This is a genomic window from uncultured Parasphingorhabdus sp. (assembly GCF_963975555.1).
Classification (GTDB): Bacteria; Pseudomonadota; Alphaproteobacteria; order Sphingomonadales; family Sphingomonadaceae; genus Parasphingorhabdus.
Genome location: NZ_CAXBHH010000001.1, coordinates 512,082 through 537,980 on the forward strand (window position 1 = coordinate 512,082; position 25,899 = coordinate 537,980).

Here is a 25,899-nt window from a genome sequence, read left to right on the forward strand (position 1 = left end):
TATTTAAAACTTGCTCGCGGCGTCCAGCGCCAGTTGATAGCCAAAAGTACCAAAGCCGCAAATGCTTCCTTTTGCAACCGGTGCAATGAAACTCTTGTGGCGATATTCCTCGCGCGCGGCGGGATTTGAAATATGCACCTCGATAACCGGCGTGTTGATTGCCTTGATCGCGTCGAACAGGGCGAGCGACGTATGGGTCAAGGCTCCGGCGTTCAGGATCACCGCATGCGCGCCTTCCGCGGAGGCTTCGTGCAACCAGTCGATCAGATGACCTTCATGGTTGCTCTGGCGAATGTCGACGTCGTAACCGAGCGTCTGGGCATGGTCTTCAATCTGTCCGGCAATCTCGTCGAGCGTTTCCGAACCGTAAATTTCGGGTTCGCGCATGCCGAGCAGGTTGAGATTGGGTCCGTTCAATACAAAGATGGTCTTTGCCGCCAAGATATTGCTCCTTCCCAAAGGCTTTTGGTTGCGACTGGAGCGACCTCTTTATATGGCTCGTTTTTGAAAAGCGAGATCAAAGACATGAAAGTTACCGAAATGGCTGAAATTCAGATCAAGTTGAACGGCGATGACCACAAGATTGCGGCTGGCGGCTCGATCGCCGATCTCGTGCGCTCGCTCGATCTGGAGCCGGCCAAGGTGGCGGTGGAACGCAATCGGGTGATTGTAACGCGGTCGACGCTGGAAGACGTCATGGTCGAGCAGGGTGATGAACTGGAAATCGTGCATTTCGTTGGCGGTGGCTCCGGCGACGACAGCTGGACGGTCGCGGGACGGACGTTCAAGTCCCGGCTGATCGTCGGCACCGGCAAATATAAAGATTTTGCCGAGAACGCGGCTGCGGTTGAAGCTTCAGGCGCGGAGATTGTCACGGTCGCCGTGCGCCGTGTCAATGTCACCGACCGCAACCAGCCGGTGCTGATGGACTTTATTGATCCGAAGAAAATTACCTATCTGCCGAACACCGCCGGCTGTTTTAATGCCGAAGACGCGATCCGCACCTTGCGGCTGGCGCGCGAAGCCGGCGGCTGGGATCTGGTCAAGCTGGAGGTCCTCGGCGAGGCGAAGACATTGTATCCCAATATGCGCGAAACGCTCGAGGCGACCGAAGTGCTGGCCAAGGAAGGCTTCAAGCCGATGGTCTATTGTGTCGATGATCCGATCGGGGCGAAGCAGCTGGAAGACGCAGGCGCGGTGGCGATCATGCCGCTCGGCGCGCCAATCGGGTCCGGGCTTGGCATCCAGAACCGGGTTACGATCCGGCTGATCGTCGAGGGCGCCAATGTGCCGGTGCTGGTTGACGCCGGTGTCGGGACCGCGAGCGATGCCGCGGTGGCGATGGAGCTCGGCTGTGACGGGGTGCTGATGAACACGGCCATAGCTGAAGCGAAAGAACCGGTACGGATGGCGCGGGCAATGAAGCTTGCCGTCGAGGCCGGACGGGAGGCTTATCTGTCCGGCCGGATGGGCCGCAGGATGTACGCCGACCCTTCAAGTCCGCTGTCGGGTCTGATTTAGTGTCCTAATACAGCATGATTCGGGGTCATCTGTAACCATTTGATTCGTAACAAAAGTTACCTGTCGGTACATTTGTCGATCAGCGATTGTCGTTGGTCGAAGCCGACCGCCGTTGGCCGAACATTATAGCGGTTTATCGAAGTTCGGATGCTCGTCCCGGATCACTCCCCTATCCAAGATGGTGAGGCGGGAGCATGACCCTACGTCTCTCCAGACAGTCCGACCCCGGTCCAATGGATATTCCGCTCCCGACCTCGCCCCCTAGCGGGCAGTGCCGGTTCCCCCTTTTCCGGCATCGCCCCGAACAAATTTTGAGGAGTGAGAAAATGTCGAATATTATCTTTACCAAAGCCCTTTGTGCCGCTGCCGCCATTGCTGTTACCGCGACCGGATTTTCGGTCAGCGCCAGTGCCCAGAACCGGACCGTGCGTTCGGTTGAGGTCAGCTACGCCGATCTTGATCTGGCCAGCGTAGATGGCCAGTCTACCCTGCAAGGTCGCCTGAAAGGGGCTGTCCGCAAGGTTTGTGGAAGCTATGATGCGAGAGACCTGACGGAAGTGCAAGATCACGGCATCTGCATAGATCAGGCCAATGCCTCGGCCCAGCGTGCCAGTGTAACAATCATGGCGGCGGCCAAATCAGGCAAGCCCGCCGAAACCGCGATGCTCGTCAGCAATTAAAGAAAAATCCAAGAGCCGCAGTTCCCCAACAAGCGGCCACATTTTGACTAAACAAACTTTCAAAAATCTCGGCGTCCCTTACGCCGGGGTTTCTTTTTATCCATTAACCAGACCTAAAAACCCAATCTTAATCGGCCGCGCTCTATGAGTATCGGACTGTAACGGGGGCGCTTATCAGGTGTTCCGATACATGTGCATGATGAGACAGCGCAAAACCGCATATTGTTGGAGGTTTTATGGAAGTTCATCGGCACACAAAGCCAGTGCAAGTTATCGGTCCTTTTGGTGAATCGTTACGTCTTGCAGATTTGCCCGACAGCAATACCACCAGATGGGTAATCCGGCGGAAAGCGGAAGTGGTGGCTGCCGTCAATGGTGGTTTGCTAAGCCTCGAAGAGGCCTGCACCCGATATGATCTTTCGATGGAAGAATTCTGCTCATGGCAAGAAGCCATCGACAAGTCTGGTTTGCCAGGTTTGCGGGTCAGCTATCTGTCGAAATATCGTACCGAAAACCGGGTTAGCTAGGAATAGCCTGGCTATATCAGGGTCGCACCCGATGGAAGACCCGCCTGCAGACCTTCACTGATCGAAAGCCTCACATCATGCCAAATAAACGGGTCCTTGTCATTGACGAGGAGAGCGCCTTCACGCGACTTTTGCAAGACGACCTTGAGCAGCGCGCAATATCCGTGGCTTGTGTCTATTCTCCTGGAGACGAGAACGGAGCCATGGCCTTTGCTCCGACCGCGGTTGTCATCGATAAAAACATACTCGCAAATACGTCCGCTGGGCTTATCCAGGCATTTGCCAAAATTTCGCACAAATTGCCGCTGGTCCTGATGACCGGAAGTGACACGAAACTGACGCAGGACGCCTCGGATCCGGTGCAGGCGGCCAACGCGCAAATTGTTGCCACCATAGCCAAGCCGTTCGAACCCAATGTGCTCGCTGAACTGATCGATCAACATGCGGAAGTCAGTCAACAGACCATATTGGACTCAGAATATATATCTGCCCTGATTGCCAGCAACCGGTTGCTCGACAATCTCGTCGTCGAATTTCAGTCGAAGCACGCGCTAACCGACGGGCGGGTCACGGGTTATGAAGCCTTGTCGCGGCTGAAGACGAGGCGGGCGATCAGTCCGGCGACAATTTTTTCAGCAGCGACCGAAATAGATCTCGAAATAGAGGCGACGCTGAATGTTGTCGATCACATGATGAAGCTCGCAGGCTTGCTGAAGGGGCGGGGAAAAAGCGTGCCGGTATCGTTCAACTGCAGTGCGATATTGCTGACCCGTTGCGATTTCGTCGACGCGCTGTGTAGTCGCTTGCAAAGGTGCGGGCATTTATCCGGGTCGATTATCATGGAAATTACCGAAGAGAACCGGGTTGCCAATATCAAGGTCGTTGCGGAAATCTGTCACATGCTGTCGCGATACGGACTGAAGGTATCAATTGACGATTATGGCACGGGCAATAGCAATATCGACCGGATCGCCGCAATTCCCTTTGCCGAGTTGAAGCTGGACAAGGAGATTTTCTGGGCTTTTTGTGAAGGTCGTCTGCCGATCACGATCCTGGAATCGATCATCGATTTTTGCCATATGCGAGGAGCCACGACGGTGGTCGAGGGTATTGAAACGCCCTTCCATCTGGAAAAAGCGCGGCTGCTTGGCGCGGATCAGGGGCAGGGCTTTTACTGGGGGCATGCGATTCCGCCCCAATATCTGGTCAGGGACTGGTGCGGATCATCGGTCTAATATCCGGGAATTATTCGAGGCCGGAAATGACCGCTCCCGCTCCTGTCGATCGAAGCTTAACGGATTCGCTTATCCGACAGATTTGCGTTAGGCTGTGGGTCAGAAGAGCAGCTTGAGGACATTGTCATGAAACAGCTAAGCGCACTGGATGCGATGTTTGCCTACACGGAAACACCGAATACACCGATGCATATCGGGCAATTGCTGATTTATGATCCCTCAACCGCCCCCGGCGGCAAGGTCGGTTTCAAGGACATATTGCGCTATATCGAAGGGCGGCTCGACGGTGCCCGCATTTTCCGGCAAAAACTGGTGCGGGTCCCGCTGGATCTCGATCATCCCTATTGGGTGGATGACGCGAATTTCGATCTCGAGTTTCACGTCCGCCATATCGCCTTGCCGAAGCCCGGCGACTGGCGGCAATTGTGCATCCAGGCGGCGCGCATCTATGCTCGGCCGATGGACATGAACAAGCCGCTTTGGGAATATACGGTGATCGAAGGGCTCGACAATGTCGAGGGCGTACCAAAAGGCAGCTTTGCAATGCTGCACAAAATGCATCATGCGGCGATTGACGGCCAGTCCGGTCTCCAAATGACGCTTGCGCTGCACGATCTCGATGCGGAGATGAAGCCGCGCAAATTCGAGATGCAGTTCGAACCGGAAAAGGACCCCAATCCGGTTGTCTTGCTGGCCAAGGCACAGTTCAACAATATCGCCAATCCGGTGCGCGGGCTGCAGAATCTGCAAAAACTGATTCCAATGCCGAAACGGCTGTTCGACGTGCAGCGCGAATATCGCCAGCGCGATGACGCGAAGGGCAGTATCCCGAAGACCCGCTTCAACAAGAAGCTTAGTCCGCACCGTGTGTTTGACGGGCGTGAATTTGCCCTGTCCGACATCAAGAAAATTCGCGAGGCCTATCCCGGCGCGACGGTGAACGACGTGATGATCGCGGTGGTCAGCGGATCGATGCGCAGCTATCTCGAAGCCAAGGATGACCTCCCGGACAAAACGCTGAAAATCGGTGCGCCGGTATCGGTCCGGACGGACGATGACAAGGGTTCGGCAGGCAATCAGGTCACGATGATGCAGGTCGGTGTCGGCACCCATCTCGCAGATGCGGGCGACCGGCTGAAATTCATCATGGAGGAAACCCGGCGTTCCAAGGCGATGACCCAGGCGATGGGGGCAAAGACGCTGATGGAATTGTCCGGAGCAATGCCGGCCGGTCTGACCGCCGCCGGGACCAAGATGATGGTCCGCGCTGGTCTCGTTGACCGTCTCAATCCGGCGGTGAATACGGTTGTCACCAATGTTCCGGGACCGATGATGCCGATGTATTTTGCCGGCGCTGAGCTGGTTAAATCGTTCGGCATGGGAATATTGGCCGAGGGGCAGGGGCTGTTCCATGTGGTGACGAGTTACAATGGCAAGGTCATCCTGACCTTTCTGGCGGATCGCAATATCATGCCCGATCCGGAATTTTACGCGACCTGCATTGCGGACAGTTTTTCCGATCTGATGACCGCGGCGGCCAAGGAAATGAAAGCGGCGACACGAAAGACCAGGGAAAAGAAAGCCAAGCAGCCGAAAAAGCCGAAAAAACGTGTTTCGCCCTCTGCCGCTACGGCAGGCAGGATTCGAGTCAAAACAACAGGGAAATAGCCGCCTTGACGCTTGACTCATCGGGCCTGATTGAGCATCGCTTCCGTTAATCATTCGATTAACAAAAGGGACTCGTCATGAGCAAAGTAGAATTTAACGACCGCGTCGCCATTGTCACTGGTGCCGGTGCTGGTCTGGGCCGCGAACATGCCAAGGAACTGGCGCGTCGCGGTGTGAAGGTTGTCGTCAATGATTTTGGCGGCGCGCGTGATGGCACAGGTGGTTCCGCCACCGTGGCAGAGCAGGTTGTTGCGGAAATCGAAGCCGAAGGCGGCGTCGCCATGGCAGCCGGTTGCAGCGTTACCGACATGCCTGCGGTTGAAAAAATGGTCGCCGATGCGATCGCCAAATGGGGCCATGTCGACATTCTCGTCAACAATGCCGGCGTTTTGCGCGACAAAAGCTTCCACAAAATGTCGATCGAAGATTTCCAGTTTGTCATGGACGTCCATCTGACCGGTAGTGCCAATTGTACCAAGGCGGTCTGGGATCATATGCGCGAACGCCAATATGGCCGGATCGTAATGACCACATCGTCGACTGGACTCTACGGCAACTTTGGTCAGGTCAATTATGGCGCGGCAAAACTCGCTCTGGTCGGCATGATGAACAGCCTGCACCAGGAAGGCGCCGGCAAGGGCATTCACACCAACTGTATTTCCCCTGTTGCAGCGACCCGCATGACCGAAGATATCATGCCGGAAGCAGCGTTGGCAGCTCTGGTCCCTGAAGCGGTAACTCCTGCAGTGGTTTACCTGTGCAGCGATGGCGCGCCATCGAAGACCATTTTGACGGCTGGTGCCGGTGGTTATGCTGCTGCGAAAATTTTCGAAACAGAAGGCATCTGGTTGCCGGTTGAAAAACGCAGTGCCGAATCGATTGCTGAAAATATCGACCAGATTCTCGACGAAACCGGCATGCAGGAATATGCCAATGGCGGCGGACAGGGCGGCAAATTCTTCCGCCGGATGCAGGAAGTCATGAACGGCTAGTCACAAGCAAAACCTGGAAATTTCCGTTAGTGCCGAGCTAGTCGAAGCGTGCCTCTCGTCGCGAAGTACTCTATGGCGGTCTCAGGGCTAACGGAAATTGATACGCATTTTAGGAGAGATAATATGCCAACGATCAAAGCAAGCGAACTGGAATCCTGGAAGGGCAAAGAAGTCGGTGTATCCGACTGGGTCGTCGTGGATCAGGACCGGATTAATAAATTCGCCGACTGCACCGAGGATCACCAGTTCATCCATATCGACGAGGAAAAAGCCAAGGCAACACCCTTTGGCGGCACCATCGCCCACGGATTGCTGACGCTCTCGCTGTTGCCGAAACTATCCTATGGTACCACGCTGGGCCTCGAAGGCACGGTCATGGGTATCAATTATGGCTTCGACAAAGTCCGCTTCCTCAACCCTGTTCGTGCAGGATCAAAGGTTCGCGGTCGCCACACATTGGTTGACGCGGTTGAAAAACAGCCGGGCCGCTGGTTGCTGACCTACAATGTTGTTGTCGAGATTGACGGCATCGAAACGCCGGCACTGATTGCGACATCGCTGGTGATGATCGTGGTCGGCTAGGCCAACCGAACGATATACGAAGAAAAGGGCTCCGGACTGTTTCCGGGGCCTTTTTTATGAGCCGGCTGCCAAATGTGAGGTTCGCTCATGGCGTAAAAAGTGGTTCAGCCAGAATAGGATGGCGACCGGCGGGCTAACGATCTCCAACGGGTCGCGCCAGATTCGGGAGATTGCGCTGCTTGCATGAATGACGTCGCTCGACTAGGGCCTTTTCGAATATCGAGAAGCCAAAATCTGTGGCGGAGATATTTGGGGGAATTTGCAATGTCGATACGGCAGATAGCTGCACTTCCTTATCGAACGGATGATTTTGCGATAAATTCGCCCGCGCGGATCCTGTTGATCACCTCTCGCGAAACCAAACGCTGGATCATTCCAAAGGGCAATATCGGCTCGGGGCAACTGCCTCACAGCGCCGCTGCACAAGAAGCGGAAGAAGAAGCGGGTATATTGGGTGCAACCTGCCCGACGCCGCTGGGCAGCTATCGCTATCGCAAGAAAAAGCGCAACGGCGCATCGGTCTGGGTCGACGTCAGTGTTTTTCCCTTTGCTGTAACCGAGGAGCTACCCACATGGGACGAACAGCATCAGCGCGAGCGCCGCTGGTTTTCGCTGGAGGATGCAGCGGAGGCGGTTGACGAGGAAGATTTGCGCAATCTGATCCGTTCCTTTGGAGCCGCCGATTTCTGGGCCGCCACCAGATCAACCAATATTATTGATACAGTCGCACAAAAAACAGGGGTCAATACAATGTTTGCCTGGTTCCAACGCCTGCTCCCGCATCAGGGGAATTTCTTCGACCTGTTCGAACGCCACGCCGCGACGCTGGTGGCGGGGGCCGATGCGCTGGCAAGACTGGTTCAGGGCGGCAACGGCATGGCGGACCATATTCTTGAAATTGTTGAACGCGAACATGATGCCGATGAAATAACCCGCGAAGTTCTGAACACCGTGCGCCGGACATTTCTGACACCATTTGATCGCAGTGCAATTTCCGGCCTGATCGCTTCCATGGATGATGCCATTGACGAGATGCAGAAAACCGCCGGTGCGGTTGCACTCTATGACGTCACCAGCTTTGATCAGGAAATGATCGATATGGCAGCGATCATTGTCGATGCCGCGCGGTTGACCGCGGAGGCCATGCCGCTGCTCCGCGATGTTGCCGACAATGGCGATCGCCTGCACGAACTGACCGAGCGGCTGGTCCGGATGGAAGGCCATGCGGACGAAATTCACGCGTCGGGACTCAAAAAGCTGTTTCAGGAACATGGTGAAACCGACACGCTCCGTTTCATTATCTGGCGCGAACTTTACCAGCATATGGAGCGCGTGGTCGACCGGTTTGAAGATGTTGCGAACGAGATCGACGGTCTCGTGATTGACCACGGCTGAAGCGGCCAGGGATAATGGACAACAGCATCGCTTTTCCGCTCCTGTTCGGGCTTGTCGCGCTCGCGCTCGCCTTCGATTTTCTCAATGGCCTGCACGATGCGGCCAATTCTATCGCAACCGTGGTTTCTACCCGTCTGTTGTCGCCGGTTGCAGCCGTTCTCTTCGCGGCTTGCGGTAATTTTGCCGCTTACTGGCTGGTCGGTCTGCATGTGGCCGAAACCGTCGGCAAAGGTATTATCGACAAGGATGTCGTCACGCCGTCGGTCGTGTTCGGCGCGCTGATCGGTGCGATGTTCTGGAATGTGCTGACCTGGCTCAAGGGTATTCCTTCTTCCTCAAGCCACGCCCTGATCGGCGGGCTGTTGGGCGCGGGCATAGCCCATGCCGGGTTCAGCGCGGTGGAATCTTCCGGTACGACCAAGACACTGGTTGCGATCTTCCTTTCTCCGATGATCGGTTTCATGATCGCGATGACGCTGATGCTGGTGACGGCATGGCTGTTCAAACCGGTGCAACCACGCAAGGCCGAGGGTGTTTTCAAGGTCTTTCACCTCATGTCATCGGCCGCTTATTCGATAAGCCACGGCGCGAATGATGCGCAAAAGACAATGGGGATTATCGCGGTCCTGCTTTATTCGACGGGTTATCTCGGCAGCGAATTTTATGTCCCCAACTGGGTGGTTATCAGTTGTTATGTCGCGATATCGCTGGGGACGCTTTCCGGTGGTTGGCGTATCATAAAAACCATGGGTACCAAGCTCACCAAACTCAATCATCACAACGGATTTTGTGCGTCCACGGCGGGCTCTCTTGTCGTGTTCGGTGCCTCGGCAATGGGAATCCCGGTCTCGACCACCCATGCCATCACCGGCAGTGTGGTCGGCGTCGGAGCGGCGCGACGGGCGTCGGCCGTGCGGTGGAGCGTCGCCAGCCGGGTTGTCATGGCCTGGTTCATCACCATCCCCGCGAGCGCGGCGGTGGGGGCTCTTTTCTATTGGCTGACCCGCCTGTTCTGACCTGCTCATCGCGGGTTACAAGAGGATAGCGCGTGGACTTTTCACAGCCGATGTGAAAGGAGTGCGGCCATATATTCCAACAGGAGAACGAGCGTGTCGATGAAGAGCTTATTTGATGTCAGTGGCAAAGTTGCTGTGGTGACCGGCGGATCCAGCGGCATTGGTGCGATGATGGCGCGCGGCCTGATCGAAAATGGCGCAAAAGTCTATATCACCGCTCGCAAGGAAGAGCGGCTGATGGCGAAAGCCGCCGAGCTTTCCGAACTGGGCGAGTGCATCGCCATCCCGGCCGATCTGTCGAACGTCGAGGGCATCGAGGCGTTGGTCGCCGCGATCAGCGAACGCGAAGACAAAATCGACATATTGATCAACAATGCCGGTGCGAACTGGAGCGCCTCGATCGAGGACTTCCCGGAAAAGGGCTGGGACAAGGTGATGGACATCAACATCAAGTCGATCTTCTTCGCCACCCAGAAATTCCTGCCGCTGCTTAAGGCGTCCGGCACTGCGGATGAACCGGCGCGAGTCATCAATATCGCGTCGATCAACGGCATCCGTAATTCGGGCATGCCGACTTATGCCTATACCGCCAGCAAGTCCGGCGTGATCAATCTGACCGAACATCTGGCCACCGATCTCGCGCCCTATAATATCAACGTCAACGCGATCGCACCCGGCTTCTTCCCGAGCAATATGACCAAGCAGATTGTCGAGAATGACGGCATGACGAAGACGGCGATCTCGCAGATACCGCGCGGCCGTATGGGCGCACCGGAAGATATCGCCGGAACCGCGTTATTCCTGTGTTCGCGCGCATCCTCCTGGATGATCGGCCAGGCGCTGGTGCTCGACGGTGGTATGATTTCGCGGCCCTGATCCGGGTTGGTCTGGCAGTGGTTTCCGATCCGGTGATGGCGATGGAGCCAGCAAAGCCAAGGGCCGGGAACCATATGGTCTCTTGGGTGTAAGATGATGATGAACTTGCGGCGCCTGCCCTCCTTGCCGCATTGGCTGATTCCCTCTGCCCGTTTGAGAATATATATCATCTACCTGTGGCGACATCGCCGATGGCCGGATTTATCCAATCCGCGCCGTTTTTCCGAGCTTGTCCAGTGGCGCAAACTGCATGATCGCAATCCGGTGATGCCGGTCCTGGCCGACAAGATCGCGGTCAAAAAGCATGTCGCACGGATATTGGGCAGCGAATGGACCATCCCGACTTGCTGGAGTGGCAGCGCCCTGCCCGAACAGGCTGCGTGGCCTTACCCGTTCATCCTCAAGGCAAGTCATGGCTGCAATCAGAATATCGTCTGCCGCGATCAGGCCGATTGGCAAAAAGCACGGCGACGGGCCGTGAAATGGACAGGCGCGCCTTATGGTCTGTGGCTCGACGAATGGGCGTATCGCGACATCCCGCGGGGCTATATTGTAGAACCCTATCTCGGTAGCGGTACCGCATTGCCGATCGACTATAAAATCTATGTATTTTCCGGTAGAGCAGCTTTCATTCAAGTCCATCTCGATCGCGATTCCGGCCACCGTTGGATATTGTTTGATCGACAATGGAACCAGCTTTCCCGGCTTGGAGATGACGATCTTCCGGTGGCTCCGATGAATCTGGAGAAAATTCTGGAGGGTGCCGAAAAAATAGCAATGGATTTCGATTTCGCGCGCATCGATTTCTATGAAATTGCCGGAGAAGCAAAATTCGGCGAAGTCACTTTTTATCCTGGCTCCGGACTGGATCCGTTCGATCCTCCGGAACTGGATCTTACAATTGGCGCGCTTTGGCTAGCGGGGGCTGACAACAGCACCGCTAACCAATGTCCGGACGCAGGATGGCAGGAAGCAGCCTGAGCGCTCCCCGCCCCGAGGTGGTCATCCCATTCGCTAACGGTAGGCGCCTGCTTGCCACAGGCGACGGCGGGATGACCTGCCCCGCTATTTTAACGCTAGAGCAGGTCCGCTAGCCAGTCAGTATCAAGCATATGGCGCGATGGCTTGTTCGGGTCGATAAGAACCCGCAGATTCCGGCCGGCCATATATTCTGTCGGATCGACCCAGATTGCGCCGCTCAGATATTGCTCCAATTTGCCGGTGAACGGGTTTTTCCCCTGGGCGACAATGCGATAGGGGTGGCGGCCATTCATGCTTTGACTGAGATCGCGTTCCACCTCGAGGAAATCGACGGCAAATGCTGTACCATTTGCCCGTAGCCATCGTCTGATCCAGTCGTTGCGAATTTGCGAAAAAAACAGGGTCCCGCCGACCAGTGAAAAAATGCTGCCCATGCCGCCAAGGATCGCCACCATCGCCCAGCGGCCCCAGAAATCATCGATGATCGCATTGGTCGGATTGTCCGGTGCATAGAGCAGATCGACATTCTCGCCTTTGGCATAGCCTGGTGGATTCGAGCTGACACGGTTCACGAATTCATGGGAGATGGCCTTGTCGTCGGTAAAGCGCACAACCGCCGAATAGGTTGTGCTGTCGCCATCGTCATCCCGCGATACCTTGCGAAGCAGATCAATGACCTCGCCCTCCGCATGTTTGGCGCTGGCGATGAAATCCTTCTGGCTGACATAACTGAAACTGCTGCCCGCGAGCATCGCCAATCCGGCGACGAAGAAAATGCCCCCAATAAGTTTGAGTATGTTCATTAGTATCTCCCCCCCATTGAAACATAATCGTCCTGCCGCCGGAAATCCAGCAGAGCTTAATGACGGGAAAGGCCGTTTATGGAAGCTTGCGAATAAGCTTTGCTGATCAGTAAACGGTAATGATCAAGGTTTCCCGGCGATCCGGATACACTGGCCGGTTACCCATTCTGAAGCAGGCGCACAGAGATAGAGCGTCAGCGCGCCGATATCCTGTGGCGTACCCAGCCGGCCGGCGGGCAGGCCCAGCTTGTCTTCAAAGCCGATAAAATCCTTGTCGGTCATATTCAGCGCCTTCTTGACCGTGTCGGTCGGGACGAAGCCCGGCAGAATGGCGTTGACGCGCGTCTTGGGGCCGAGTTCGTAAGCTAGCGTTTTTGTGAGCATCAGCACGCCAGCCTTGGCGGCGCTATAATGGCCGCTGCCGGGGAACGGCTCCTCGGCGGCGAGCGAGCTGGTGTTGACGATCCGGCTGCCCTCGCCAAAATATCTGCAGGCAGCGCGGACGCCGTGAAATACCGAGGTCAGGTTGGTTGCCAGCGTCTTGTCCCACTCCGCTTCGTCCAGTTCGGTCAGCGGTGCCGATACCAGCGAACCGCCCGCATTATTGATCCAGATGTCGAGCCTGCCGAATTCATCGACCGCTCTCTGGGCCAGTGCATCCATATCTGTGGCGCTGGTGACATCGGTGGCGTGGGCGATGGCTCGCCCGCTGCTGCTGCCAGCGTTGATTTCATCCGCCACCCGGCTGATCTCGTCGATGCTGCGTGAAGCGCAGACAACATTACAGCCCGCATCGGCGAGCGTCTTTGCCATGCCTTCACCAATACCCCGGCCCGCGCCGGTGATGACGGCAACTTCGCCGGTGAGGTCGAACAGGGGATTGGTCATATTGAGTCTCCTACGTTTTCCTCTTCCATAGGGAGAGGGTGAAATCTCTATTCAGCCGCTTCCAGCACTTCCGTCCGCTTCGCTCTTACCCGTATCGGAATCGCGCTCATCAGCGGAATGCCGGTGCGCTTGTCAAAGTCGCGGTCGTTATAAGACAGCCGTCCGGTGTTGCCGCCCGCGCCGAGCGGGTCTTCTTTCTCGTCCGGATTGGTGCCCCAGCTGTGCGGTGTGGAAACGCAGCCGGCGCGTACGGTCTTGTCGGCCTTGGCAACGCAGCTGATGAAGGCGCGTGCTGATTCCAGTTCGACCGGCTGATCCTCGGAAAGGCCGAGCGCTTCCATATCAGCAGGGTTCATGAAGGCGGGATGATGCGGCACGCGTTTGCGCTGGACCGGGTCTTCGTGCCAGTTGCTGTTGTGGATTTCGGTCATCCGCCGGCCGATCATCCGGAAGGGGAAATCGCCGTCCTCGACCGGCTCACCCAGCTTGGCGGCATATTCCGCAAGTTCTTCCATCATTGCACCATTGCCGACCGACAGCTTGGCTTCCCAGCCAGCGGGCTTGGGTTGCACCAGCAGCGCCTGCGCCTCGACGATCTTGCCCTTCTGCACCTCTTCATCCTCATAGAGCTTGGCGATATCGGCGGGGCAGCCGTTCAGCGATGCGCTCCACGCGCTGATCGGATCGGGGGTTTTGCCGGGTGGAAATGCCGTGGCTTTCTCGTCGCGCTCGTCGGGATGGGCGAGTAGTGCCCAGGATTTGACCTTGATCGTCTTGTCCATCTCGGAGGCGAGCGCGTGGATGAACTGATATTCCTCGCATAGATCCGCGCCTTTCGGGGTTTCCATGATCGGCAGGCTGGCCTGCGCGTAATTATTTTCAAAGCCCCAGCCAGCACCAAAGCCGCCATAGATTTCCGGAGCGGCGCTATTGCCGTGCACTTCATAATGGAGCTTGGGCGCGATAACATAATCGGCCAGTTCTGCGGTTTTCGACATGCGCGGGTCGATGCAAACGAGGAGATCGAGTTTCTTCATCGCCTCGAAGGTCTTCAGCTGATCCGGCCAGGCGAGCATCGGATTGCCGCCGAGAACAATCAGTGCTTTCACCTGTTTATCGCCGGGTGTGAGGATTTCGTCTGGCAAAGCCGAGGTCGGCATGCCGGAAATGCTCTGCTCGAGATCGCGGCTGTGCAGCTTACGACCAAAGCCCCATGCCGGCATGGGACCGGGCGTGGCGGCGATCGGCGGGGCCGGCTTGGTGAACACGCCGGTGCGCCGATTCAGGTCGCCTTCGCGCAGCCAGTGGCCCATGATCGAAGTCAGGGCGAGATTGAGATATTCGGTGATATTGCCGCCGCCCGACATATTGGTGCCAGTGCCGCCGCTGATGCTGGCTTTCTTCCAGCTGCCATACATGCACGCCGCACGCACGATGTCCTCCGCCGCTACTCCAGCGCGGTCGGCGGCTGGTCCGGCATCAAAGGGTTGCACGGCTGTTTTGAGGGCCTCGAAACCCTCGACATCGCCGGCGACGAAATCCTTGTCGTACAGCTCTTCGTTGATCACCACCTTGGCTATCGCACCGAGCAGGATCGGATCCTGACCGGGGCGGCACTGGAGATGGATATCGGCTTGCTTTGCGCTGTCGGTGACGCGCGGGTCGATCACAATCAACTGCATTCCGCGCTTCTTGGCGTCGTGCAGTTTTTTCGCCGGGTTCATGCCGAGACCGCCATTCATCGACACGACCGGATTGGTGCCGATCAGCATCAGCCCGTCCCAGTCTCCAACCCGCGGTGCTCCGGCGAGCCATGGTCCGATCAGGGCACGGGCAATACCCTTGCCGGGCTGGTCGATAGTGACGCTGTCATATACCGAAGTCGAGCCGATCGATTCCATCAGCGCCAGCATGAAGGCATGGGCGTTGACGTTGTTGTAACCGAAGGTGCCGACATAGGATGCGACTGCATCGGGACCATGGTCCTCGACAATCCGCTCGAGGCGTGCTGCGATATCGCGTGCGGCATCGCGCCAGTGGACCGCCTGTTTCTCGCCGTGCTTCATGCCGGTATAGCTGGTCAGAAGCCGCGTATCGAAACTGTGGTAATTGGCCAGCTGACGTCCCTTGATGCAGCTATAGCCTTCGAATTCGGGATTATCCTTGTCGCCATGGGTCTTCACCGGAACACCATTTTCGAAATCGACGACCAGTCCGCAATGGGCGTGACAGGCCCGGCACATGACATGTTTCTGTCCGGTAAACGCTTCGGTGACCATATTTCTCTCCACAGGCTAAATTTAGCGGGCCCCGACCATTGCATTTTGCAATTTAATCGTTCAATTAACTCACTAGTGATTCAAGCAATATCGCAGGCGATGGGGCTGTGCCACTGGCCCTATTGATAAGAAAACTGGAGCAAGACCATGGCCGACAAACCGAGTGCAGCTGAACTCAAGGAATATGGCGAACAGGCGGATGCCTGGTTCAAGGAGAATTCGGTACGTGATCCCGGATTCATGCTGCCGCTGACTTTCATGGAAGTGTCGACCGACCAGCAGTTTGACTTCCTCCGCGACTGGCAGCGCAAAGTCTATGAAGCGGGCTATCTCGGTGCCAGCTGGCCAAAGGAATATGGTGGCGGGGGCTTGCACAGCGAGTTTCAGCGCACCGCGACCCGGATGATGAAGAAGCATGACGCACCGATCATGCTCAACGCGATCGGCAACGGCTGGGCTGGCCCGCTGATTCTCGATCTCGGTAGCGAAGAGCAGAAGCAGAAATATATCAAGCCGATGCTGAGCGCCGAGGATATCTGGTGCCAGGGCTTTTCCGAACCGGAAAACGGCTCCGATCTAGGCAACGCGCAACTGAAAGCGGTCAAGGACGGGGACGATTATGTCCTGAACGGCTCGAAAATATGGACCTCGCTCGGCGACCGCGCGAAATATATGATCCTGCTCGCGCGCACTGATTTTGATGCGCCGAATAAATATGCAGGCCTCAGCTTCTTCCTCAATCCGATGAAGATCGACGGCATCACCACCAGCCGGATCAAGAAGCTGACCGGTGAATATGGCTTCGTCCAGACCTTCTTTACCGATGCCCGCATTTCCGGCGACTGCCTGTTCGGCGGCGAAGGCAATGGCTGGTCGATGGCGATGAAGACGCTTGAATATGAGCGCGGCACCAAGGTCAAACCGGTTGGCGGTTACTTCGTCAAGGAACTCGACGTGATGGAAATTGTCGAGCTGGCCAAAAAGTCGGTCCGCAACGGCAAGCCTTTGCTCGATGATCCGGTGATGCGCGACAAGATGACGCAATATATGATCGATATCCAAGCGCTGAATTTGAACAACACCCGCCGCCGGATGCCGCAGCTGATGCAGGACAAGCCGATGGGGCTGCCGTTGATGAACAAGCTGGCGCGCACCGAATTGATCCGCGAGCTGACCGAATTCTCGCTGGCCTTTCAAGGCACCAAGGCGGGCTATTATGTCGGCGACGAGAATGCAGTCGACGACGGTTACTGGCATCGCAGCTATCTCAACAGTTTCTCCGCCACGATTGGCGGGGGGACCTCGGAGATCCAGCGCAATATTGTCGCAGAGCATGCGCTGGGATTGCCGAAAACGAGATAATAATCAGGATAGAAACCCGTTCGTGCTGAGCCTGTCGAAGCACCTTTTAAAGACCCTTCGACAAGCTCAGGGCGAACGGCGTGAAAGACGAGGATGATATGGATAATTTAGGCACAATCGGGACAACCGAAGAGCAGATTGAACTGATGGATGTGGCGACAAATTTCTGTCGCGACAAAAGCCCGATAGACAAGGTCCGGACGCTGATCGACGACGAACTCGGCTATGATCCCGCGATCTGGCAGGAAATCGGCGAGCTCGGCTGGCTGGCGATCGCGATACCCGAAGCGCATGACGGGGTTGGCCTGTCGATGGCCGAAGTCGTTCCGATTGCCGAGCAAATGGGCCGCAATCTGATGAGCAATCCTTTCGGATCGACCACGCTGGCTGCCCAGGCTTTGCTGGCTGGTGGCAGCGAAGCGCAGCAGGCCGCATGGCTGCCGAAAATTGCGGCAGGCGCTGTGGCAACGCTGGCTTTGCGCGAAGATAATGGCGACTGGGACCTGTCCAATATCGCAGCGACTGGCGTGGAGAGCGGCGGCAAGGTCACCTTGTCCGGCAAGAAGCAACTGGTGCTCTGGGCCGACAGCGCGGAACTGATCATCGCTTCGGTGAAGATCGACGGCGCGGTCCGCTTTGCCCTGATCGAGCGCTCTGCATTGTCCGACAAGGCTTTGCGCCGCGAGACGGTGATCGACGAAACCGCGCGCAGCTATGAAGTGAATCTGGATCGTGTGACGGTGTCGACCGATGCCCTGTTCGATGCGGGCCGGACCCGTGAGACGCTCGAGAAAATCGAGCTGGCAGCGGGCCTGATTCATGCCGCCGAAATGACCGGCGGGGCGCAGTCGGTAATCGACTATACGCTGGAATATCTCAAGACTCGCAAACAGTTCGGCAAGATCATCGGCAGCTATCAGGCGCTGAAGCACCCGACGGTGAACAATTATGTCGAATATGAAAAAGCGCGGACGCATCTCTATAGCGCGGCCCACAGCTGGGGCGAGCAGGGACGCGGCGAGGTTGCGGTGCGGATGGCGGCGGCCCAGTCCCATTCGAGCTATTCTACTTCTGCCGACCGGGCGATCCAGTTCCACGGCGGCTTTGGCTTCACCCATGACTGTGATGCTCAGTTGCACCGGCGCAAAGCGATTTTGTCAGGTGCCCTGATCGGCGATGCTGCTTATCAGAGGTCGAAACTGGCCAACCTATTGTTTGACTGAACATAGCCCGCGCAGCGGAACAAGAAGGAAATTTAGACTCGCACAAAGACACAAAGTCACGAAGCCAATAGCACATCATTCTTAGTGTCTTCGTGCGAGATAATTTGAGGAGAAATAAAATGTCTGAAGTACTCACCGATATTCAGGACGGTTTCATCATCGTCACCATCAACCGGCCCGACGCTAAAAACGCAATGACCAAGGCCGCCGCCGAAGGCATTCGCGCGGCGATGGAGCAGCTCGACAATGACAACAGCCTCAACGCCGGTATCATCACCGGCGCCGGCGGCACATTCTGCTCCGGTATGGATCTGAAGGGCTTTCTGCGCGGCGAAACGCCGTCGGTCAAAGGCTATGGCTTTGGCGGGATCACCGAAAAGGGTCCGGAAAAGCCGCTGATCGCTGCGGTTGAAGGCTATGCGCTGGCTGGCGGCCTCGAACTGGCTCTGGCCTGCGATCTGTGCGTTGCCAACGTCAACGCTAAATTCGGTATTCCCGAAGTGAAACGCAGCCTCGTGGCGGCCGCAGGCGGCGTCATCAAGTTGCAGCAGATCGTCGGCAAACGCGTTGCCATGGAATGGGCACTGACCGGTGATTTCTTCACCGCCCAGCGCGCCTATGAAGTTGGCTTCGTTAATCGGGTCACCGAAGGTGCTGCTCTGGATGCCGCAATCGAACTGGCGACAACGATCGCCGCCAATGGCCCGCTGGCACTCAAGGCGACCAAGAGGATCATCAACGAAAGCTATGACTGGACCAGCGAAGAGGCCTGGAAGAAACAGGCTGAAATCACCAAGCCGGTGTTCACTTCAAAGGATGCGCAGGAAGGCTCGCTGGCCTTCGCCCAGAAGCGCAAGCCCGACTGGAAGGGTGAATAAACCCACTTATGACAAGCACAGATATTGTAGACCAGTGGGCAGCGTCGCAAGGCCTGCCCGCATGGTTCGTGCAGGCGATGGCCGTGCCGCGTGAGGAAGCCTTTGTTGAAGTCGACGGTGCCAAGGTCCATTATTTCCGTTGGGGCAAGCGCGGCAAGCCGCCGCTGCTGATGACCCACGGCTTCCTGGCGCATGCCCGCTGCTTTGCCTTTATCGCGCCGTTTCTCGCCGAAAATTATGATATTGTCGCATATGACCTTGCCGGGATGGGCGACAGTGAAATCCCCGCCGATTGCGATGGTGACCAGCGCGCCGCAGCGATGGTTGGCGTAGCGGAAGCGCTTGATCTGTTCTCCGGCCCGGTGAAGCCGAAGATCATAGCGCACAGCTTTGGTTCAGGCGTTGCCCTCACCGCGATGGAAATGGCGGGAGAGCGCTTTGGTGGGCTGATCATCTGTGATCTGATGGTCATGCGCCCCGAGAAGCTGCTAGCCCATTTTAAGAATGGCGGCGGTCCGCCGGGTTCCGGCCGGTCGGACCGGCCGAATAAAGTCTATCCCGACTATGAGAGTGCGCGTGGCCGCTTTGTCCTGTCGCCGCCGCAGCCGGTGCAGGAGCAGTTCCTGCTGGAATATATGGCTTATCATTCCTTGCGCCCGGTGCAGGACGGCGAGCAACAGGGCTGGTCATGGAAATTTGACCCGATGGTGTTCCATCGTAGTGAAAATGACATGGCGAAATGGGCGCACACGCCCCAACGTATCGTCGATCTGCCACATCGGCTGGCGATCGTTTATGGCGAGAATAGCAAGCTTTTCGATAGTGACAGCGCCGCATATCTCCGCGAGCTGGGCGGGGATCATCTGCCGATGATCGCCATACCCGAAGCAGAACATCATCTGATGCTGGATCAACCGCTGGCTCTGGTAACGGCGTTGCGGTCGATATTGGCTCTCTGGACGGATTAACGGCCCGCTAGCTGATTGCCAGATGAACGAAAGCGGGGTTCTGCGACAATCTAGTACAAATTAGCGTGAATCTGACAAATGTCTGGGACAGGTCTCCCCTATTTCTGTTTGTGACGCCGCAGTTGGCGCCGGATAGAAAAAGGAATTGAAGATGAAAAAGTTTCTGATGGCTATAGCAGTGACAACCATGGCGGTGTCTCCAATGGTTACCGCTCAGGCTCAGGCAGCTTCGCACCAGACGTCGAAGAAAACGACGCATAAGACGGTCCAGAAAACAGTCTCGAACAAGAAGGGTAATCATAGCGTCACCAGAACGGTCACCCAGCACAAGGCTGCTCCTGCGCGCTACAGCAAAACTTCGGTCGCGGTGAAGCAGAACCATAGAAACTGGTCCAAGGGTCAGAAGTTTGACCGGCGCTATGCGACCAATTACCGCGTGATCAACAACCCCCGTGATTATCGCCTTTCGACTGCGCCACGCGGTTACCAGTGGGTCCGGTCCGGCAATGATGCGGTCCTGATCGCGATCACCAGCGGCCTTATCGGGGCGGTTATCGGCAACGCGATTGCTCGCTAAACCGAACGATCAACCATTAAACAAAAGCCCCCGGAAGCGATTCCGGGGGCTTTTCTGTTCGTTCAGTCGGCCATGAATCCTTTGAGCCGCTGATTGATGATCTGGTCCGCTTCGACCATGATCCGGTCGATCAGCTCCTTGCAGGTCGGGATATCGTTGATCAGGCCGGCAACCATGCCGCAGCTCCATGCACCGGCATCCATGGTGCCTTCTTTCATGATCTTCGGATAGACGCCCGCGACCTGTTCGATAACGTCGGAAAATTGCAGATCCGCGCCTTTTTCCTTTTCGATTTCGAGCAGCCGTTCGACCGCCGCATTGGTCAGCACCCGTTCGGTGTTGCGCAAGGGCCGCATGACAAGACGGGTGTCGAGCTCGCTGGCGGCGACAATCGCGTCCTTCACATTCTGGTGCACGGGTGCTTCCTTGGTGGCGATGAAACGGGTGCCCATGTTCATGCCTTCTGCGCCCATCGCAAGCGAGGCGACGAGGCTGCGGCCATCGGCCTGACCACCGGACGAGACGAACGGAATGTCCAGCTCGTCGGCAGCGCGCGGCAGCAGGATCATGTTCGGAATATCGTCTTCGCCGGGATGGCCGCCGCATTCGAAGCCGTCGACGGAAACCGCGTCACAGCCGATGCTCTGGGCCTTCAGCGCGTGGCGGACGGCGGTGCATTTGTGGATCACCTTGATGCCGGCAGCGTGGAGCGCGGGAAGCACCTGGACCGGATTGTTGCCGGCGGTTTCGACGACCTTGACGCCGCCTTCGATGATTGCCTTGACCATGCCTTCGTAATCGGGGGAATTGACCACGGGCAGAAAGGTCAGGTTTACGCCGAACGGCTTGTCGGTCATCTCGCGGCATTTGGCGATTTCATCGGCCAGTGCTGCTGCAGTAGGCTGGGTCAACGCGGTAATGATGCCCAGTCCGCCGGCGTTGGACACCGCAGCGGCGAGTTCGGCAAACCCTACATAATGCATGCCGCCCTGGATGATCGGATGTTCGATACCGAAAAGCTCTGTAATGCGTGTTTTCATAGGGTTAGCTCCTGTTTTTGGAAGATATGGAAGCATCTCTGCTCCCTACCGGAATCACTTTAATTGGGCGATTAACTAGCAATCCATTGGCCTGTTGTCACGCCTTTCCAGATCTGGTCCGGTGACGTTACGGCAAGCGCTTCGCCGAGCAATTTCGACCAGTGATGCTCGTTGCCCAGCGCATCGCGCCACGCCCACAGGCGGCGGGTATAATGGTGCAGGTCATATTCCTGGGTATAGCCCATCGCGCCGTGCACCTGATGGAAAGGCACAGTGACCGCCTCGACACTATGGCCGATCTGGACCTTGGCGATGACCGCCTCGTGCCAGGCCTGTTCCGGATCGTCGCTGTGCCGGGCAATGGCGCTGGCTGCCTGCGTCGCGGCCATGGTCGCAGCGGCGCATTCGGATGCGGCAACGGCCAGTTGCTGCTGGATCGCCTGGAATTTCGACAGGGGCCGTCCGAATTGTTCGCGCTGGGAAACATAGTCGATCGACAGATTCAGCGCAGTTTCCATCGCCGCTGCCATTTGTACGGCGCGAACGGTCAGGATCAGCGCTTCCACCGCGCGGCGGGAAAGATCGGTCTTCGCCGATTGCTCCACCACATGGCCGGAAAATACGAATTGCGTCATGCCATCGGACGACAGCGATTCTTCGGGCGAACGGACCGCAGCGCGATTGTCGAACAGGGATATTTCGTGGTGCGCCTCGTCGAACAGGACAATCTTGTCGGCGTGCATGCCAAAGGGAATATCGGCGCTCGGCGTGTGACCGCTAAGTGCGAAGCTGGCGCTGCCGTCCGCCGGTGCCAGACCGGCCCGGTCGAGCATCCAGTTGGCGATCAAAGTCTCGGCGAAGGGCACCGGTGATGCCGCCTGCGCCGAAGCCCAGATCGCACCGAACGTCTCGTCATAGTCGGCGCCAAATCCGCCATTGGCCTCGCTGACCCAAGCCAGCGGCAGGCCGTTTTCGGTCAGTGCGTCCCACAGTACCTGCGGATATTTCCCGGCTTCGGCTTCGTGGGGAACTTCGCGTCCGCACAGATCGGTGTAAATTTTCGCCGCGGTTTCGGCGACCATGCCTTCGGTGTTGATCATCAGCGTAACCCCAATTGCCGCGCGGTGATCCCGCGCATTACTTCGGTCGTGCCGCCCCGCAATGTGTTTGGCGGAGAGCGCAATACGCCGATATTCATGATCCGGCGCATATCCGGGCTCCAGTCTTCCGTGGGCAGGTCGTTGAGCATCGCGCGGACTTGCATGGTCAGGTCATTTTCCAGGCGGTTGCCGAGATCCTTGACCAGCGCCGCTTCGGTTTCGGGCGAGACGCCCTGCTTGAGCAGATTGGCAATGCCCCAGGACATGCCTTTCAGCGTGCGCAGGCTGGCGATCAGCTTGCCCAGTCGGGCGTGGCTGTCCGAGCCCATTTTTCCGCTGAGTTGGTATAGCGCGGTTTCCAAGGTGATATAACTGGACAGGAATCGTTCCGGACCGGAGCGTTCCATCGCCAGTTCACCGGTTACCTGCTTCCAGCCGCCGCCCTCTTCGCCGAGCAGGCAGTCGTCGGGAACGATCACATCCTCGAAATAAACTTCGTTGAAATGCGCATCGCCGGAGAGGTCGACAATCGGCTTGATCGTCACGCCGGGCAGGCGGAGATCGATCATGATCTGTGACAGGCCGACATGGCGGTTGCGGCCATCGGCTGGCGAGGTCCGCAGCAGAGCTACCATATAATGCGAGATATGCGCGCCGGAGGACCAGATTTTCTGGCCGTTGATCTTCCAGCCTTCGGCGACTTTCTCGGCCTTGGTTTTGACATTGGCGAGATCGGAGCCCGCGCCCGGCTCGCTGAGACCGATGGCGAAATAGCATTCACCGGCGGCGATGCGCGGTAATATGTCGAGCTTCTGTTCCTCGGTGCCATGTTTGAGCAGCATCGGTGCGTGCTGCCGGTCGGCGATCCAGTGGGCACCGACGGGCGCGCCGGATCGCAAGGTTTCCTCGGTGACGATATAGCGTTCGAGCGCGCTCTTGTCGTGGCCGCCATATTGGCTCGACCAGGTCAGACCGATCCAGCCGCGCTTGCCCATCTTCTTCGAAAATTCCGGATCGGCGGAGGCCATCCAGCATTCCGGTTCCGGTCTGAAATTGCCCGCCTTGCGCTCTTCGCTCAGGAACGTCTGCAATTCGCGGCGCAACTCTTCAAGCGCCGGATCGGGCTGGACGACGGGGAAGTTAAATCGTTGCATGGTGCAATCCTTATGTGGTCCAATCCGTTCGTGCTGAGCTTGTCGAAGCACCTGTCTCGGGAAAGCGCCCTTCGACAGGCTCAGGGCGAACGGAAGTTAGCCTCTGTATCACGGCGTCACAATATCAAACTGCGGATCCACCTCGTCAAGCGCGCCGAACATGGCGGCCATCAGGGCAGCATTGCCGCTGACCAGCATTTCCTTGTTCTGGATCAGTTCCATCGCATTGGCCTGACGCATCAGCAATTTTGTGAACAGAGCGCGGCTGATGGTGATCTGGGTATCCGATCCGGCGGCAGTGGCAGCATAATCTTCCCTGCGCGGGAACATCACGCTCTTGCCGAGATCGATGCTGACCGCTTCTTTGCGGTCGGGGAACCAGAAGCGGATGATGCCGCCATCGCCCTGCATCTTCGCCGGGTTGAAGCGGGTCGCCATGGCATCGAACAGGTCGACCGCCGGGATGCCGTTCAGCACCTTTTCACTCGCCGTGCTGATCGAATTCTTGACGTTATTGCCTTCGCGAAGCTCCTTGGCGCCGACCAGATAGATATTCCGCCACGTCCCGGCTTCGGTCTGGAAACCGAGCTGCTCGTAGGTTGAGGCCAGCCATTTTTTGGCTGCTTCATCGGCCGGATCGGCGAAGACCAGATGGTTGAACACGGTCGCGGCCCAGCGATAGTCACCGGCTTCGAAAGCCTTCTCGCCAACAGTCAGTGCCTTTTTCGCACCGCCCATCGCCGCGACATATTTTTTCGATGCTTCGACCGGTGGCAGCGCATGATAATGGGCCGGAACCGCGTCCCACCAGCCGAAATAGCGTTGATAGACCGCTTTGCTATTATGATTGAGCGTCCCGTAATAGTCGCGCACACCAAAGTCGGTCTTGGCGAAATCCGGCTCACCGATATTCTCGGCAATCTCGTCCATCGTCGCGCCCTGATTCGCCTGCCGCATGGTCTGGTCGTGGACATAGCGATAGATGCCGCGCTGGTTCTTCAGAGCAGTCTGCACATTGTCGCTGCCCCAAGTCGGCCAGTGATGCGAGGCCAGCATGACATCCGATTTCGCGCCATATTTGGCGAGCATGGCGTCGATAACCTTGCTCCATTTGAGCGTATCGCGCACCAGCGCGCCGCGCGGCGTCAGGACATTGTGAAAGGTGCGGGTGGCAACTTCGGCGGTGTGCAGCGCGTTAAACTGGGGCAGGTAGAACACCAGCTCGGCTGGCGCTTCGGTTTCGCCGGCATCCATGAAGTCAAAGCTGATGCCATCGACGAGCAGGGTTTCTCCATCCTTGCTGATCGATCTGGTCGGTGGCACCAAGGCAACATTGCCGCTCGACAGTTTCTGGCCGAGCCCGCCGCCGACTTGCCCGCTTTTGCCGACCGGCAGGGCGGTGCCGAATTGAAACTGCACCCGCCGGTTCATCGCTGTGCCGGCGATCACGCTCTCGCCGATCGATTCGGCGAGAAAGCCGTGCGGTGCGATGACCTGTATCTTGCCCGACTGGATGTCTTCGGGCGAAGCGACACCGGACACGCCGCCGAAATGGTCGCCATGGCTATGGGTGAAGATGACCGCGACGACCGGTCGGTCGCCCAGCGTCTTGTTGGCAAGTGCCAGACCAGCCTTGGCCGGTGCGGGCGTGGTCAGCGGGTCGATGATGATCCAGCCGGTCTTGCCGGCGATCAAGGTCATCTGCGCCAGATCATAGCCGCGGAGCTGATAGATACCGGGAACAACCTCGAACAGGCCGTGAATGCTGTTCAGCTTGCCCTGCCGCCAGAGCGAAGGATTGACCGTGTCGGGCGCCGGGCCGTCGATAAAGTCGAACTGGCGCGAATCCCAAGCGACGGAACCGTCTTCGTTAAGAATCTTGTCCCCCGGTATTTTGGCGAGAAAGCCGCGATTGGCATTTTCGAAATCCGTCTGGTCGGCAATCGGCAGGCTGGCGGCGACCTCGGCATTGGCCGCTTTGGTCGCTTCGGTGGCGATTCCTACCGGAGGAGCTGCCAGTATCGGCGCTGCCGACATCAAGGCGACGATCAAAATAGCGGTCTTGTTCATTCTATCCCTCCTTCTGGTACCCCTGCGCAGGCAGCGGCCCATCTCCCGAAATTTCCAATATATACCGGCCGGAAACAGGCTCCC

The 25,899-nt window shown here is 57.3% G+C and carries 24 protein-coding genes; 16 read left to right on the forward strand and 8 right to left on the reverse strand.

Translation table 11 applies throughout. The annotated features are described in order from the left end of the window. Nucleotides 1-3: 3 nt before the first annotated feature. A complete protein-coding gene (gene aroQ, locus AAC060_RS02460) occupies nt 4-441 on the reverse strand; it encodes a type II 3-dehydroquinate dehydratase (RefSeq protein WP_339822550.1) in 438 nt (145 codons plus the stop codon). Between the two features lie 84 nt (nt 442-525). Between aroQ and thiS the strand changes: the two genes are divergently transcribed. From thiS to AAC060_RS02515, 11 genes are all read left to right on the forward strand, one after another. Continuing rightward, complete coding sequence (gene thiS, locus AAC060_RS02465) at nt 526-1,521, forward strand: sulfur carrier protein ThiS (RefSeq protein WP_339822553.1); 996 nt, start codon at nt 526-528, stop codon at nt 1,519-1,521. A gap of 326 nt (nt 1,522-1,847) precedes the next feature. Beyond that, nucleotides 1,848-2,201 carry a UrcA family protein gene (locus AAC060_RS02470; RefSeq protein ID WP_339822555.1) on the forward strand — a complete coding sequence of 118 codons (354 nt, stop codon included), beginning with the start codon at nt 1,848-1,850 and terminating at the stop codon, nt 2,199-2,201. 236 nt (nt 2,202-2,437) lie between these two features. Next, on the forward strand, nt 2,438-2,728 hold the full coding sequence (locus tag AAC060_RS02475) for a DUF1153 domain-containing protein (protein ID WP_339822558.1): 291 nt from the start codon (nt 2,438-2,440) through the stop codon (nt 2,726-2,728). A 77-nt stretch (nt 2,729-2,805) separates the two neighbouring features. Continuing rightward, a complete protein-coding gene (locus AAC060_RS02480) occupies nt 2,806-3,963 on the forward strand; it encodes an EAL domain-containing protein (protein WP_339822560.1) in 1,158 nt (385 codons plus the stop codon). Between the two features lie 126 nt (nt 3,964-4,089). Continuing rightward, complete coding sequence (locus AAC060_RS02485; protein WP_339822563.1) at nt 4,090-5,631, forward strand: wax ester/triacylglycerol synthase family O-acyltransferase; 1,542 nt, start codon at nt 4,090-4,092, stop codon at nt 5,629-5,631. 77 nt (nt 5,632-5,708) lie between these two features. Then, the gene (locus AAC060_RS02490) at nt 5,709-6,623 is read left to right on the forward strand and encodes an SDR family NAD(P)-dependent oxidoreductase (RefSeq protein ID WP_339822566.1); all 915 of its coding nucleotides are present in this window, start codon (nt 5,709-5,711) and stop codon (nt 6,621-6,623) included. Between the two features lie 123 nt (nt 6,624-6,746). After that, a complete protein-coding gene (locus AAC060_RS02495) occupies nt 6,747-7,205 on the forward strand; it encodes a MaoC family dehydratase (protein ID WP_339692495.1) in 459 nt (152 codons plus the stop codon). A 264-nt stretch (nt 7,206-7,469) separates the two neighbouring features. Further along, nucleotides 7,470-8,600, forward strand: coding sequence for a DUF47 family protein (locus AAC060_RS02500; RefSeq protein WP_339822569.1), 1,131 nt, complete (start codon nt 7,470-7,472; stop codon nt 8,598-8,600). Between the two features lie 14 nt (nt 8,601-8,614). Continuing rightward, complete coding sequence (locus tag AAC060_RS02505; protein WP_339822572.1) at nt 8,615-9,616, forward strand: inorganic phosphate transporter; 1,002 nt, start codon at nt 8,615-8,617, stop codon at nt 9,614-9,616. Between the two features lie 99 nt (nt 9,617-9,715). Next, the gene (locus AAC060_RS02510) at nt 9,716-10,492 is read left to right on the forward strand and encodes a glucose 1-dehydrogenase (protein ID WP_339822575.1); all 777 of its coding nucleotides are present in this window, start codon (nt 9,716-9,718) and stop codon (nt 10,490-10,492) included. A 93-nt stretch (nt 10,493-10,585) separates the two neighbouring features. Continuing rightward, nucleotides 10,586-11,473 carry an ATP-grasp fold amidoligase family protein gene (locus AAC060_RS02515; RefSeq protein ID WP_339822578.1) on the forward strand — a complete coding sequence of 296 codons (888 nt, stop codon included), beginning with the start codon at nt 10,586-10,588 and terminating at the stop codon, nt 11,471-11,473. A 95-nt stretch (nt 11,474-11,568) separates the two neighbouring features. On the opposite strand, the gene AAC060_RS02520 is transcribed toward AAC060_RS02515, so the two are convergent. From AAC060_RS02520 to AAC060_RS02530, 3 genes are all read right to left on the reverse strand, one after another. Then, complete coding sequence (locus tag AAC060_RS02520) at nt 11,569-12,276, reverse strand: DUF3592 domain-containing protein (RefSeq protein ID WP_339822580.1); 708 nt, start codon at nt 12,274-12,276, stop codon at nt 11,569-11,571. A 123-nt stretch (nt 12,277-12,399) separates the two neighbouring features. Continuing rightward, complete coding sequence (locus AAC060_RS02525) at nt 12,400-13,164, reverse strand: SDR family oxidoreductase (RefSeq protein ID WP_339822583.1); 765 nt, start codon at nt 13,162-13,164, stop codon at nt 12,400-12,402. A gap of 47 nt (nt 13,165-13,211) precedes the next feature. Next, entirely contained in the window at nt 13,212-15,443 is a 2,232-nt protein-coding gene (locus AAC060_RS02530) for a molybdopterin-dependent oxidoreductase (RefSeq protein WP_339822586.1), read from the reverse strand. Between the two features lie 147 nt (nt 15,444-15,590). Between AAC060_RS02530 and AAC060_RS02535 the strand changes: the two genes are divergently transcribed. The 5 genes from AAC060_RS02535 to AAC060_RS02555 all read left to right on the forward strand — a co-directional run bounded on the left by AAC060_RS02535 (nt 15,591) and on the right by AAC060_RS02555 (nt 20,451). Then, nucleotides 15,591-16,805, forward strand: a complete 1,215-nt coding sequence (locus AAC060_RS02535) for an acyl-CoA dehydrogenase family protein (protein WP_339822589.1) — start codon at nt 15,591-15,593, stop codon at nt 16,803-16,805. Nucleotides 16,806-16,885: 80 nt separating this feature from the next. After that, a complete protein-coding gene (locus AAC060_RS02540; RefSeq protein WP_339822591.1) occupies nt 16,886-18,028 on the forward strand; it encodes an acyl-CoA dehydrogenase family protein in 1,143 nt (380 codons plus the stop codon). A gap of 119 nt (nt 18,029-18,147) precedes the next feature. Further along, nucleotides 18,148-18,906 carry a crotonase/enoyl-CoA hydratase family protein gene (locus AAC060_RS02545; RefSeq protein WP_339822593.1) on the forward strand — a complete coding sequence of 253 codons (759 nt, stop codon included), beginning with the start codon at nt 18,148-18,150 and terminating at the stop codon, nt 18,904-18,906. 8 nt (nt 18,907-18,914) lie between these two features. Beyond that, a complete protein-coding gene (locus AAC060_RS02550) occupies nt 18,915-19,874 on the forward strand; it encodes an alpha/beta hydrolase (RefSeq protein ID WP_339822595.1) in 960 nt (319 codons plus the stop codon). A gap of 151 nt (nt 19,875-20,025) precedes the next feature. After that, the gene (locus AAC060_RS02555) at nt 20,026-20,451 is read left to right on the forward strand and encodes an RcnB family protein (RefSeq protein WP_339822597.1); all 426 of its coding nucleotides are present in this window, start codon (nt 20,026-20,028) and stop codon (nt 20,449-20,451) included. Between the two features lie 62 nt (nt 20,452-20,513). Here the strand turns inward: AAC060_RS02555 and AAC060_RS02560 are convergent, their stop codons facing one another. The 4 genes from AAC060_RS02560 to AAC060_RS02575 all read right to left on the reverse strand — a co-directional run bounded on the left by AAC060_RS02560 (nt 20,514) and on the right by AAC060_RS02575 (nt 25,815). Further along, nucleotides 20,514-21,491 (reverse strand): nitronate monooxygenase family protein, encoded by a 978-nt coding sequence (locus AAC060_RS02560; protein ID WP_339822599.1) that lies wholly within the window; start codon nt 21,489-21,491, stop codon nt 20,514-20,516. Between the two features lie 71 nt (nt 21,492-21,562). Further along, nucleotides 21,563-22,591, reverse strand: coding sequence for an acyl-CoA dehydrogenase family protein (locus AAC060_RS02565; RefSeq protein ID WP_339822601.1), 1,029 nt, complete (start codon nt 22,589-22,591; stop codon nt 21,563-21,565). Next, nucleotides 22,591-23,745 (reverse strand): acyl-CoA dehydrogenase family protein, encoded by a 1,155-nt coding sequence (locus AAC060_RS02570; protein ID WP_339822603.1) that lies wholly within the window; start codon nt 23,743-23,745, stop codon nt 22,591-22,593. Before AAC060_RS02570 ends, AAC060_RS02565 begins: the two co-directional genes overlap by 1 nt. Nucleotides 23,746-23,853: 108 nt before the next feature. Next, nucleotides 23,854-25,815, reverse strand: a complete 1,962-nt coding sequence (locus tag AAC060_RS02575) for an alkyl sulfatase dimerization domain-containing protein (protein ID WP_339822605.1) — start codon at nt 25,813-25,815, stop codon at nt 23,854-23,856. Nucleotides 25,816-25,899: the final 84 nt, after the last annotated feature.